This is a genomic window from Sphingomonas sp., assembly GCF_025353885.1.
Classification (GTDB): domain Bacteria; phylum Pseudomonadota; class Alphaproteobacteria; order Sphingomonadales; family Sphingomonadaceae; genus Sphingomonas_O.
This window is the reverse complement of the sequence record NZ_JANXNX010000085.1, coordinates 53,186-65,988: the sequence shown is the minus strand read 5'-3', so window position 1 is coordinate 65,988 and position 12,803 is coordinate 53,186. Positions and strand designations below refer to the sequence as shown.

Annotated in this window: 12 protein-coding genes and 1 tRNA gene; 2 read left to right on the top strand and 11 right to left on the bottom strand. The window is 61.9% G+C overall.

Annotated elements, in window-relative coordinates:
• The 6 genes from Q0R02_RS09685 to Q0R02_RS09660 form a co-directional block, all read right to left on the bottom strand.
• Entirely contained in the window at window positions 1-1,419 is a 1,419-nt protein-coding gene (locus Q0R02_RS09685) for a TolC family protein (RefSeq protein WP_293882875.1), read from the bottom strand.
• Between the two features lie 12 nt (window positions 1,420-1,431).
• Window positions 1,432-4,605 carry an efflux RND transporter permease subunit gene (locus Q0R02_RS09680; protein ID WP_293882873.1) on the bottom strand — a complete coding sequence of 1,058 codons (3,174 nt, stop codon included), beginning with the start codon at window positions 4,603-4,605 and terminating at the stop codon, window positions 1,432-1,434.
• Between the two features lie 24 nt (window positions 4,606-4,629).
• Complete coding sequence (locus tag Q0R02_RS09675) at window positions 4,630-5,898, bottom strand: efflux RND transporter periplasmic adaptor subunit (protein ID WP_293882939.1); 1,269 nt, start codon at window positions 5,896-5,898, stop codon at window positions 4,630-4,632.
• 2 nt (window positions 5,899-5,900) lie between these two features.
• Window positions 5,901-6,308: a hypothetical protein gene (locus Q0R02_RS09670; protein WP_293882871.1), complete on the bottom strand. Its 408-nt coding sequence runs from the start codon at window positions 6,306-6,308 to the stop codon at window positions 5,901-5,903.
• 278 nt (window positions 6,309-6,586) lie between these two features.
• A complete protein-coding gene (locus tag Q0R02_RS09665) occupies window positions 6,587-7,201 on the bottom strand; it encodes a TetR/AcrR family transcriptional regulator (protein WP_293882869.1) in 615 nt (204 codons plus the stop codon).
• A 41-nt stretch (window positions 7,202-7,242) separates the two neighbouring features.
• A complete protein-coding gene (locus Q0R02_RS09660) occupies window positions 7,243-7,869 on the bottom strand; it encodes a PRC-barrel domain-containing protein (RefSeq protein WP_293882866.1) in 627 nt (208 codons plus the stop codon).
• A gap of 128 nt (window positions 7,870-7,997) precedes the next feature.
• Here Q0R02_RS09660 and Q0R02_RS09655 point away from each other — a divergent pair, with 128 nt between their 5' ends.
• Window positions 7,998-8,189 (top strand): hypothetical protein, encoded by a 192-nt coding sequence (locus Q0R02_RS09655; protein ID WP_293882863.1) that lies wholly within the window; start codon window positions 7,998-8,000, stop codon window positions 8,187-8,189.
• A gap of 8 nt (window positions 8,190-8,197) precedes the next feature.
• Here Q0R02_RS09655 and Q0R02_RS09650 read toward each other — a convergent pair.
• Window positions 8,198-8,274: transfer RNA gene (locus Q0R02_RS09650), tRNA-Arg, on the bottom strand.
• A gap of 42 nt (window positions 8,275-8,316) precedes the next feature.
• Between Q0R02_RS09650 and Q0R02_RS09645 the strand changes: the two genes are divergently transcribed.
• Window positions 8,317-9,045, top strand: coding sequence for a queuosine precursor transporter (locus tag Q0R02_RS09645; protein ID WP_293882861.1), 729 nt, complete (start codon window positions 8,317-8,319; stop codon window positions 9,043-9,045).
• A 134-nt stretch (window positions 9,046-9,179) separates the two neighbouring features.
• Here the strand turns inward: Q0R02_RS09645 and purQ are convergent, their stop codons facing one another.
• From purQ to Q0R02_RS09625, 4 genes are all read right to left on the bottom strand, one after another.
• Complete coding sequence (gene purQ, locus Q0R02_RS09640) at window positions 9,180-9,845, bottom strand: phosphoribosylformylglycinamidine synthase subunit PurQ (RefSeq protein ID WP_293882858.1); 666 nt, start codon at window positions 9,843-9,845, stop codon at window positions 9,180-9,182.
• The gene (gene purS, locus Q0R02_RS09635; protein WP_293882855.1) at window positions 9,842-10,078 is read right to left on the bottom strand and encodes a phosphoribosylformylglycinamidine synthase subunit PurS; all 237 of its coding nucleotides are present in this window, start codon (window positions 10,076-10,078) and stop codon (window positions 9,842-9,844) included. The genes purQ and purS overlap by 4 nt, the downstream gene beginning before the upstream one ends.
• A 67-nt stretch (window positions 10,079-10,145) precedes the next feature.
• Entirely contained in the window at window positions 10,146-11,504 is a 1,359-nt protein-coding gene (locus tag Q0R02_RS09630; protein WP_293882852.1) for a porin family protein, read from the bottom strand.
• Between the two features lies 1 nt (window position 11,505).
• Entirely contained in the window at window positions 11,506-12,801 is a 1,296-nt protein-coding gene (locus Q0R02_RS09625; protein WP_293882850.1) for a transferrin-binding protein-like solute binding protein, read from the bottom strand.
• Window positions 12,802-12,803 lie beyond the last annotated feature (2 nt).

Here is a 12,803-nt window from a genome sequence, read left to right as displayed (position 1 = left end):
TCAGGACGCGGTTGGGTGTTTTTCCCAACCGCCACCCAGCGCGCGAAACAATTCGACTTGCGCCTGCGCGATCCGGGCATCGGACGCAGCTAGATCGGCTTCGGCATCGGCAGATGTCCGGTCGGCATCCAGCACATTCAGGAAATCGATCTGTCCCTCGCGCTGACGGGCATGGGTAATGCGCGACGCCGTGGCAGCCCCGTCTTGTGCCGCCTGGAGTGCCGCGTGTCGCTCGATCTCATGCGTGTAGTTGGACAGAGCAGTTTCGGTCTCCTCGAGCGCGGTCAGCACCACCCCGTCGAAACGGGCGAGGGCTTCGCGCGCATCGGCTTCGCTTGCTGCTATCCGTGCGCGGGCGGCGCTGACGTTGGGAAACGACCAGCTGATCAGGGGGCCGATCAGGAATCGCAGCGCGCCGCCGCCGAACAGGTCGCCCAGACTCGATGCGTTTGATCCGACCGACCCGCCCAGCGATATACGCGGGTAGAGGTCTGCCGTGGCGACACCGATCCGCGCGGTTGCGGCGGCCAACCGGCGTTCAGCGGCGCGGACGTCGGGGCGTCGCATGAGCAGCATCGCGCCATCGCCGACCGGTATCGGTTGCCCCATGCGCGGCGTCGTCGTCCGAGCCGATGCCAAGAGTGGCAATTCCTGCGGCGTCCGGCCCGTGAGCGTGGCGAGCCTGAACAGCGACGCCTGGCGCTCGGCCTCGATCGCCGGGACCAGGGCGGTGCGCTGGTCGCGTAGGGTCTGGGTCCGGACCACCTCCAGCCGCGATGCGCGCCCGGCATCGGCCCGCTTGGCCGTCAGCGTGGCCGACTTGTCGAGCAGCGCTACGACCCGATTGGCGACGCCCAGTCGTTCTGCCGAAGAGGCGGCATCGACATAGGCGCGCGTGGTTGCCGAGACGATGGCGACCCGGACCGCATCGGCGTCGGCGTCGGCGGCTTTCACGTCACCGCGCGCAGCCTCGATGTTGCGGCTGACCCGGCCCGACAAATCCAGTTCATAGGAAATGTCGAGCCCGACATCGAACGACGACCCATTGCGGTCGGCCCCCGGAAAGGTCTGTTCCTCAGCGTTTCGCCCGCGCGTTCCGCTTGCGCCGATATTGGTCTGTGGCAGCCGCTCCGACCGCGCCCCGCGCAGCGAAGCGCGCGCCTTGTCGAGCCGGGCGACGGCCACGCGAATGTCGGTGTTTGCCGCCAGGGCATCGCTGACCAGCCCATCGAGGACCGGGTCGTCATAGAGCCGCCACCAGAGTTCGGTTGTCGGCCCGGCGGCAACCGCCGGGTTTGCCGCCCCGATGAACGGACCGGCCGACTTGGGCGCGGGCAGGGGTGCCACGTAATCAGGACCAGCGGCGCAGGCCGATAGTGCCAGTGCCGACAGCGATGTGAGCCAGAATGTATGTTTCATAACGGGCCGCTCCTATTCGGCGGGCTGAAGAATGGCGGGCTGAACTTTGGGCTTGCGCGCAAAACGCAAACCGAGAGCGCGGCAGACCACATAGAATGTCGGCGTGAACAACAGTCCGAACGCGGTGACGCCGATCATCCCGAAGAACACTGCTGTGCCGAGTGCCTGGCGCAGTTCGGACCCGGCCCCCGTCGCGATCACCAACGGCAACGTGCCGAGGATGAAGGCAAAGCTGGTCATCAGGATCGGACGCAGGCGCGACTGTGCCGCGTGGATGGCGGCTTCAACGGGCGACATACCGTCCTCTTCCTCGGCCTGCTTGGCAAATTCGACCACCAGAATGGCGTTCTTGGCGGCCAGGGCGATCAGCACCACCAGCCCGATCTGCGTCAGGACGTTGTTGTCCATCCCGCGCAAATTGACGCCGGTCATCGCCGCCAGCAGGCACATCGGCACGATCATGATGATCGCCAGCGGCAGCGTCACGCTCTCATATTGCGCCGCCAGCACCAGGAAGACGAACACCACCGCCAGCAGGAAGACCAGGCCGGCCGTGCTGCCCGCTGCCTGCTGCTGATAGGCGATGTCGGTCCATTCGTGACTGTATCCGCTGGGCAGGGTGGCGTCGGCCAGCTTGTCCATCGTTGCCAGCGATTGTCCTGACGAGAAACCGGGCGCGGTGTCGCCATTGATGTCGACCGCAGGCGACAGATTGTAACGCTCGACGCGATACGGTCCGGTCTTATCGCTGAATGTCGCGACCGAACCGATCGGCACCATCGCCCCCGAATTCGACCGGGTCTTCAGGTTTGCGATGTCGGCGGTCGTGTTGCGAAACGGAGCATCGGCCTGGGCCGTCACGCGATAGGTTCGACCCAGCAGGTTGAAGTCGTTGACGAATGCCGACCCAAGATAGACCTGCAACGCTTCGAACACGCGTTCAGGCGGTACACCCAGCAAATTGGCCTTTGCCCGGTCGATATTGGCAAAGATGCGCGGCGTCGATGCTTCGAAGAAAGTATAGATCCTCGCCAGACCCCTGGTCTGATTGGCCTTTGCGATCAGGTCCTGCGCGGTCTTGTTGAGCGCGGCATAACCATTGCCGGACTGGTCCTGCAGCATCATGCGATAACCACCCGCCGAGCCGATGCCCTGAATGAGCGGTGGTGGCACCAGCAGTAGAACGGCTTCGTCGATATCGGAGGTGGCCTTCTCCGCCTCCCCCATGATGCTGCCGAGCGTTACACCCAGTTTGGCGCGCTCCTCAAAGCTCTTGAGCGGAATATAGGCGGCTGCGGAATTCGGGGCGAGCGTTTGCGAAGGCCCATCGAACCCGGCGAGCATGACCGCTCCCTTGACGCCGGCCAGCGGCAGGATGCGCTTGGCGACCTTTCGCATGACGGCATCGGTCCGCTCGACCGAGGCACCGGCGGGCAGTTTGATGATCGTCAGAAAATACCCCTGGTCCTGCGCTGGCACGAAGCCACTGGGCGTAATCATGAAAATTACCGCAGTCAGCGCGATCAGTGCGGCATAAGCGGTCATCATCTTGCGGGGCGCATTGACCAGCCGGCGGGTTAGTCGGGCATAGCTGTGTCCCAGGCGCTCGAAGCCATCGTTGAACCTGTCACCGACCCGGCGGAAGAAGCGCTTGATTGGGCCACCGGTGTCGGCGTGTTCGGTCGGCTTCAGCAAGATCGCGGCCAGTGCCGGTGACAGTGTCAGTGACAGGACCAGCGAGATTGCCGTGGCGGTCGAAATGGTCACGGCAAACTGACGATAAAAGGCGCCCGACAGGCCGGTCAGGAAGATCGTCGGCACGAACACTGCGAACAACACCAGCACAATTGCGACAAGTGCGCCCGAAACCTCGTCCATTGACGTGCGCGCGGCTTCGAGCGGGGACAGGCCCCCTTCCAGATTGCGCTCGACATTTTCGACCACGACGATCGCGTCATCGACAACGATGCCGATGGCGAGCACCAGGCCGAACAACGACAGGTTGTTGAGCGAATAGCCGGCGGCTGACAGCACGGCGAAGGTCCCGATCAGGGAAACCGGGATGGCGATGACCGGTATGATCGCCGCGCGCCATTTCTGGAGGAAGACCAGAATAACGAGCACCACCAGGATGACGGCCTCAAACAAGGTATGCTTCACCGCATCGATCGACTGGGAGATGAATTCGGTCGGATTGTAGATCACCGAATAAGCGAGGCCCTTGGGGAAACGCTTCGACATGGTCTCCATGGCGGTGTTGATACCCGCAGCTGCGGCCAGCGCATTCGATCCCGGGCGCTGGAACACCCCGAGCACGACGGTCGGCTTGCCACTGAGATAGGTGTTTACGTTATAGTCCTGCGATCCCAGTTCGACACGGGCAACATCGGAAACCTTCACCTGCCGCCCATCAGCGTCGGTGCGTATGACGACATCGGCAAATTGAGCGGGGTCGGTCAGGCGACCCTGGGTCTCTACGTTGACCTGGAACGCGTTGCCGGTGGCATAGGGAGGCTGGCCGAGGGTGCCCGCCGACACCTGGACATTCTGCGCTCGCAGGGCGGCAACGATTTCACCAGCCGTCAGGTCGAGGGCGGCGGCGCGGCCCGGATCGATCCAGACCCGCATCGAATAGTCACGCGATCCGAACAAGCGAACGTCACCGACACCGTCGATGCGGCTCAAGCGGTCGCGCACCTGGGTCAGCGCATAGTTGGAGACATAGCCGCGATCCAGCGAGTTGTCGGGCGACACCAGATTGACGACCATCAGGAAATCGGGCGAAGTCTTGCGCGTGACGATGCCGAGCCGCTGAACTTCCTCGGGCAGGCGGGGCACCGCAATGGCAACGCGGTTCTGGACGAGGACCTGCGCCGCATCGAGATCGGTGCCGATCTTGAACGTCACCGTGATCGTGACATTGCCATCGCCGGTTGAGTTCGACGACTGGTACAGCATGTTGTCGACGCCGTTGATTTCTTGCTCGATCGGGGCAGCCACGGTTTCTGCAACGGTTTCGGCGGAGGCACCGGGATAACCTGCCGTAACCGTGACCGTTGGCGGCACGATGTCGGGATATTGCGAAATCGGCAGCGTGAAATAGGCCACCGCACCGATGATCGTGATGACAATCGCGATCACCGCGGCAAAAATGGGCCGCGTGATGAAAAAGCGTGAGAACCGCATCGGGTTATCCCTTGGGTAGAGGAGTTAGCGTGCGCCGAGCGTGGCTTCGCCGGGGGTCGGCACAGATGCACCGCTGGCGGCGGGACCAGCTTCGGCAGAATATTTGCCGACACGAGTCCTGACCTGGGAACCCGGTGCGGCAAACTGGATACCGGTGATCACGATCCGATCATTGACGTTCAGCCCCGAACGAATGACGCGCAGTCCGTCGACGACCGGACCGGTAGTCACTGGCTTGGCGACAACCTGCCCCTTCGAATCGACAGTCAGTACGACCTTTCGCGCCTGGTCGGTCTGGACCGACGCATCGGGGACCAGCAGGGCATCGGACTTCGCGCCGCTGGCTAGGCGCATGTTGCCGAACATACCAGGCGTCAGGAAATAACCGGGATTGGCGAGGATGGCGCGGCCCCGGATCGTGCCCGACCGCTGGTCGAGACCATTGTCGGTGAAGTCGAGCTTTCCCTTCCACCGGTGTTCGGTTTCATCCTGCAACTGGATTTCGACCGATGCCGGGATGGCCCCCGGCTGTCTGGCGCGCTGGTTCTTCAGGTATAGGGCTTCCGACCCGTCAAAGTTGAAATAGATCGGATCGAGTGCGTTGATCGTGGTCAATACCGTCCCACCGGTGCCTTCGCCGCCCGCGACCTGGTTGCCTGCATCGACGCGACGATCCGAAATCCGGCCCCCGATCGGCGCGCGCACCCGGGTAAACTCGACGTCAAGCGACCTTGCCCGGACCCGGGCGTTCGCGGCGGCAAGCGCGGCAACGGCAGCCGACACCTTGGCCCGCAGCGAATCAACTTCACCCGCAGAAATTGCCTCGTCGCCGATCAGGCGGTTAGCCCGGCTAAGGTCGGTTCGCGCCAGTGCCAGGGCGCTCGATGCGCTGGCCGCATTGGCGCGTGCCTCTGCCACCGCCGCCGCGAACGGACGATCATCGATGGTAAACAGCAACTGCCCCTTGCGAACGATATCGCCGTCATGAAAAAAGATGCCGGTCACTTCGCCAGCCACGCGCGGTCGAATCTCGACCGTGCGGCTGGGGGCAAAGCGACCGACATAGTCATCCCATTCGCTGACTTGGCGAATGAGAGGTGCCGCGACCGTGACCATCGGGGGAGGGGGGGCGGCCACGGGCGCAGGAGCGCTGATGAGTTTTGCACCGACTGTGCCGATGAGGACGACCGGCAACGCGACCAGCGTCACGCGCTGCCAGGGTGACAGGCGCTTGAACCTGCCGATCGCGGGCCTGACCTCGGCATCGTGGTCGGCCTCGATATGAGTTTCCATATTCATGCCGATTTCCTCCGCGTGGGTGGCGCGATGCGATCACCGGCGACGCTGGCAATAAGTATTTCGGCCTTGTCCATCGTGAGACCCGCGGCAACGAATTCCTCAAGTTCGGACACGGGCAGCGCAAACCCACGACGCCAGGCGTGAATGGCCAGACGGCGCAGTGCCTCCAGCTTTGGATCCGCCAGGCGGGATTGAGTGCCCCGCCCGAACAGCGAGCCCATCGCCCGGGCCACGCGACCCGGTGTCTTCAGACTGGCCAGGCTGTCCCGTCGGGCAAGGGCGATGACGCTCCACTCCAGTGCCGTAAAGGTCGATCGCGCGACATCGGCAAAGCTGACCGCGTTGCCGCGGTCTGACGAAGCCGTGGGTATGGCGAAGGCGTTGCTGGTGTCCATGTAAGCCATGTGATTTTCCCCAAATTGACCCAAAAGATCGGCTTCCCGAACCGGCAGGTTGGAAAGGGCCCTCTTCAGGCTGAGATGATTGGCTGCCACGTCTTCACTGGCAGTTATGTCGTCAGCGGAGGCTATGACGCCCCGCGAAGGATCAGGTTTTTGGTGTTGCCATGAACGTAGATCCTTTGTCTGTCGCACCCGATGGCGAGTGCAACTTCAATACCAGTCGGTATAGATTAAGATATTGCGCTGCGTCAACCGATATTTGTACCGGTCAGTAATTAAATTTAGCGGGTCGGCCAAACGATCATGATGGTGTCCACCAACTGGCGAAGTTCAGCACAGGTTGCGCCCCCGCTGGCTTGGATCGACATGCCCTGCATCAAGGCTAACAAATAGCGGGCCAGCGACCGGGCATCCAGGCCGTCGGGTAACTCGCCATTATCCTGCGCCGTCTGGAACCGAGCGACCAGAGCGGCCGTGGACGATTCACGCCGGCTCGCGACGTCCGCCTTAATCGATTCCGACTCGGCGGAACAGGCTACCGAACTGATGACCGCCAAGCACCCCTTGGGATCCGACGTGCCAGACTGCATTTCAAGCGTGCCGAGCATCAGTTTTTCGGCAACCAGGCGCGCCGTGGGTTGCTCCAGCGCTGCACCGACATATGCCAGCTTCTCGCGCTCATAAAGATCGAGAGCCTTGTGAAACAATGCTTCTTTATTGCCAAAGGCGGCATAAAGGCTTGGCTTGGTAATGCCCATCGCCGCCGTCAATTCGGTCATCGACGCGCCCTCGTATCCACGACGCCAGAACACGATCAACGCCGCGGCCAAGGCCTGATCAAGGCAGAACTCCCGTGGCCTGCCCTTTGGCAATGCGATGCAGACATCCTGTTCCATACCGAACGGTATATAGCGTGTTTTCCGCCAACGTCTAGGGGTCAACTCCGATAGGTTGCAGGTACGTCGCTGATTTCAGGGAGATTTTCCGTTGCGGTCGCGATTGCCTTTGGCCATTTTCCCGCTGGTATGACTGGCAACGCTGCCAACGCCGTAGCGTCAAGGGTGCACGTAATCCTGTCATCTCGAAAAGTGAGGTAGGCAGGGTCGAGGGCATGCAAACGTTCTCCGACCCCACCGACGCCTCCTTCGCTGACGACAACATAGGCAAGCGACCGGTCCGAGCAGCGCATCATGCCGTCGATGATTGTGCCCAGCGCCTCGCCATTTTCATCGACCAGCTTGCGACCGGCAATTGATCCCAGCGCAATCAGTGTCGGCACCGGTGCCACCGCGCTGCGCCGTGCGGCATCGGCCCCGCCTTCTTCGTAGCGAGATTGTCGCCCAAGCCAGCGCCAGATGCCGAGCCCATTGACCAGCGTCAGGAAACCATTGGTGAGGAGCAGGTTCTGCTGGCCGGTGCCTATCGCGACCAGGCTCCAGCAGACCGAACCGATGGTAAAGACGATGAAACCCCAGCCGGTTACCCGCGCGCCGAGGTTGGCCGCAGTCATCACGGCTGCGATGATGGTCGCAGCAGGGGCGAGCCAGGCCGCGACTTGGTTCATAGAATCGAAAGACATGAGCCGCGAACGCGCGAGCAGCCGATTTGTTTAGTCTGGAACCGGACAGAATCAATCGTTGCAAGTGCTTACCGTTTTTTTAGGAAGGCGAAACCCAGCAAAGGAGCGCCGAGATGCAAAAGCCCACCATTTTGGCCCGCGCCTTCGAACTCGCGCGTGAAGGCACTTGCCGGACCTCCATCGAAATCCGCACGGCGCTGGTCCGCGAGGGCTATGAACATGTCCATCAACACCTGATGGCTCCATCGGTCGTGCGCCAGGTCAAGCGGCTCCTGAAGGAGGCGGTTCAGCCGCTTGAAATCTAGCCGGATATTGGTGCGCCCGAGTGGATTCGAACCACTGGCCTCAAGATTAGAAGTCTCGTGCTCTATCCAACTGAGCTACGGGCGCGTTGCTTTGCGTTAGCGGGAAAACGCGATAGGCTCTACTGCAATGAACGATCCCCGTAAAACCGTCGCGATCAGCGCCGCCGCCATCGGACGCGACGGGTTTCGCTGGTTCGATTTCGTCATGGCGGCGTTCGTTGCGATCCTGTTGCTGTCCAATGTCATCGGGGCCGGGAAGGTCGCGACACTGTGGGGCTATAGTTTCGGTGCGGGAATCTTGTTCTTTCCCTTGTCGTATTTGATCGGCGACGTCCTGACCGAGGTTTATGGATTTGCCCGCGCGCGGCGGTGCGTGTGGGCGGGGTTCGCGGCGGTGGTCTTCATGGCGTTCATGTCGTGGGTGGTGACCAGCCTGCCGCCCGCACCCGGGTGGACCAACCAGCCAGCCTATGACGCGGTGTTCGGCCAGGTTCCGCGAATCGTGCTGGCGTCGTGCGCGGCGTTCTGGGCGGGCGAGCTGGTCAATGCGTTCGTTATGGCAAAGATGAAGGTCGCGACACGGGGCAAGCATTTGTGGAGTCGGACGATCGGTTCGACAGTAGTGGGGCAGGGGGTCGACAGCCTGATCTTCTATCCGCTGGCATTCTGGGGCGCCGAGGGGTGGACGCACGAATTGGTGCTGACGGTGATGGTCACCAACTGGGCCTTGAAAGTTGCCTGGGAAATTTTGCTCACCCCGCTGACCTATGCCGTGGTCGGATATCTGAAGCGCAGCGAGGGGGTGGATGTTTTCGACGAAGGCACCGATTTCACGCCATTCCGTGCGCGGGTCTAGAGTCACAGGAATCGCAGCAAATCGGTAATAAAAGGTCGCGAGACGGAAATTATCGGTTGTTTGGATTAGCGAACGCTGTGGCCCAAAAAAAGCTATCGACGCCCAATAGGCTTTCCGTGCGCTGTAGGACAGGCTCAGCCCAGCGCGGCGACCAGTCCCTCGAACAGGCGGCGACCATCGGTGCCGCCATGCGCATTTTCGACTACGCGTTCGGGGTGCGGCATCATCCCGAGCACATTGCCCGCGTCGTTGACGATTCCTGCAATGTCACGCGCCGAGCCGTTGACCGGTTCGGCATAACGCAGCGCGACGCGGCCTTCGCCCTCCAGCCGATCGAGCGTTTCGTTATCGGCAAAATAATTGCCATCGTGGTGCGCGACGGGGACGGTGATGCGTTCGCCCGGTTCGTAGCGGCCGGTAAAAGCGGTCTCCGCGTTCGCCACGGTCAGCAGGACATCGCGGCAGACAAAGCGTATCCCGGCATTGCGCATCAGCGCTCCGGGCAGCAGGCCAGCCTCTGTCAGCACCTGGAAACCGTTGCAGACGCCGAGCACGGCACGGCCCTGTCCGGCGGCATCGACCACGGCGCGCATGACGGGCGAGCGCGCCGCCATCGCGCCCGAACGGAGATAGTCGCCGTAAGAAAAGCCACCCGGTACCGCGATCAGGTCGAGCCCGTCGGGTAGCACCGCGTCGCCATGCCACACCATCGCGGGCGCATCACCGGTAATGTCTCGAAGCGCGGTCGCAAGGTCGCGATCACAATTCGATCCGGGAAAAACGATGACTGCCGACTTCATGCCTGGTCGGTCTCGATCCTGAAATTTTCAATCACTGTATTGGCGAGCAATTTGCTGCACATTGCCTGGATTTCGGCATTGCTGGTGCCATCGGCAAGGTCGAGCTCAATCAGTTTGCCCTGTCGAACGTCGTTGACGCCGGTAAAGCCCAGCCCTTCAAGGGCGTGATGAATGGCCTTGCCCTGCGGGTCCAGCACACCGGTTTTGAGAGTCACGAAGACGCGTGTTTTCATGGGGGCCACCCTATGGCTTTTGCAAAGGGTCGCCGCAAGGCTTGTGTGGGATTAAGTCCAGCGCGACTTAAAAATAGCGGGCCAGATTAAAGGACAGGCGCGAGCGGTTGCTTTGATACAGGATCATCGACGAATCGATCCGCGAGTAGGTATAGGCGACGCTCGGCGAGAAACCAAGCACGCGAACGGAGCGCAACCCGGCATAGATGCGGGCATTGTAGCGCCAATCGGCACGAGGATTTGCCGAAAGCGACAGAAGCGGTGCCTTGTAGCTGGCGTGGCTGATCCCGCCCGAGATGCCGGCATTGATGCCGTGTTTCAATTCACCACCGATGCCCAGGTTCAGGCCGATCTCGTCATCGGAATAGATTTTCGATTTCAGCCGCTCGGTGCGGTAGAACAGGCTTGCGCTGGCGACCATTGAGCGCATGACGACGCGTTCGTAGGTGGCATAGGCACCCGTCGTCCACCCGTTATAATCGGGACTGAACCCCGACGCGGTATGACGCGAATCGATTGTCAGCCCGACCCGTTGCCCGGCGTTGAGGGTATGTTCGACATTGGCGCGCCCGCCGAATTGGGTCGCCGCCCGTTCCCCGCCATAATAGCGCTGGCTGGCGATGCCCTGGAGGCTGATCACGGTGCGATCGGACAGCTTGATTTCGGGTCCGACCGAGAATTGTCCGGTAAAATCGTCGGCGCTCTGGCCCTTGTAATTGACGCCCTGACCATCGACGTCGGCCAGCAGCGCGATGTTTTCCGCGACATGGTGCCGGATGCCCGCCGAAAGGCTGGCGGTCTGGCCAATGCCCGAACGCGACCGCGCGTTACCGGTGAGCGTCAGCGGTACGGTCTGGTTGCCATAAACCAGGTCGACGGTCTGCGCGTTGGTGCCGTTGGTGATATTGGTGTCGGGCGCGATCCCGAAGTCGAAGGACAGATGCTTGTCACGACCGTCGCGCAGCAGTCCGCGAGACGCGCGGATCGTCGCCTGGATTTCCGGCGGAAGCTTTGCATCCTGTTCGGCAAGGCGGAAATTATAGTCGGCGGCGTCGCGGTTGCCCTGCATCATCAACGCGCGGGCGAGTTCCAGACGAATTCGTGTCTGCCCCGGATTGCCGACGAGCGCGGCCCGAAATTCGCGAACCGCGCTTTCGGTATCGCCGGTTTCAACCGCGATGAATCCGGTCAGGAAATGCGTCTGCATTCGGAACGCGGCAACGTTGGAAAGCGCGGCGACCATCGGACGGGCCTGGTCGAATTGGCGTTCGGCAACCAGTTGCGATGCCTTGGCAAGCAACTGGTCGGCGGTGAGTGTAACCCGGCACACGCCGTCGACACAGTGACCCGCCACCGCCTCGGCATGGGCCAGGGCGGGTGAGAACAATGTCGCGGCGAGTAGCAGGCCCTTGGCGGCCTGCTTCATGTCAGGGTCCCTTGGCTGTGAACGAACCGACGATGTCGACACGCTGGTCGGGGATGCCGCCGACGATGCGGAACGATGCACCGACCTCGTTTGCCGCCGGGCCATAGAAGGCGCCATCGAGCGAACTTCCGGCGATGTCCACGGGCTTGGGCGCGCCCGCTCCGGTGAAGCCGGCTGCGTTGAAGGTGCCAGTAAAGCCGCCCGTCGTCACCAGGTCGATTCGACCCGCCGAGGTGGCGGTGAAGGTCGATCCGGCTGCGATCGCGCTCGGCGGCGGGACGAAGCTGTTGGTTGATGGCTTGATCGGTGACGGATCGATCAGCGGCGCGCCGACGGTGCCGCTGAGCGTCGTGGTGACGGCGCCCGACTGGAAGTTGACGTTGACGTTGGCGGTTCCCGAAATCCACTGGAAATAGGTCATTGCCGCGCGGTTGGTGTCGAAATCCGGGTTATTGACCATCGATGCGATCATGTTGCCGTTGAAGGTGCCCGATCCCGTGGTCGGAACTGAGCTGTTCGGCGTGACCTGGCCAAAGACGAAGGCACCGCGGTCGAGCTTTGTCGCCCGCCGGATGTCGGCGATCTGCTGCGTGGGCGAATCGGCCACGATGGTTTCGACGGGGTCGTCGAAATGATTGCGGACATAGCCGGCATAGGTGACATATTGGGTCGTCGTGCCGGGCAATTCGTAGAAAAAGGTGGTCTTGTCGACGACCGTCGCGGTGCCGCCGCTGTTGACCTCCAGATACTGAACGCCCTTGGTTCGCCAAGTCGACGGGTCGCCGACCTCAAGGTTGGGCACACCGATCTGCGGTGTCCGTGCGCCGCTAAAATCGGTACGATGCAACGGATCCTGGAACACGATGGACTGGTTAACGGCATAATCAACAATCGCCAGCGTGAACTGGGCATTGCGGGGATCGTAGGTGACCGTCACCGCGGGGCTGCGCACGGTACTGGCATTGCCCGCATAAAGCTGGTTCTGCTGGGCTACGCCAAGGATCGTCCGCGAGTTGGGATCAATCGCGAGAATGGGGTTTCCTGAAGCATCGACCATCGGCATCCCGGTCAATGGGTCGGTGGCCTGCGTCTTGTTGTAGTGAACGCGCTCAGTGTAATTATAGCTATAAGTCTGAAATGCGCCCTGCGCCGTATAGGTTTTGGGCGTGGTCGGCGTGACGAATGTGTCGACGGCACCCGCTCCGCTGTTGATCGCTGTACCACCAATCGTCGTCGGACCACTGCCGCCACATGCGGTTAATGCTGTTGCACCCAAAAGGGCCAGATAAATGCGCATGG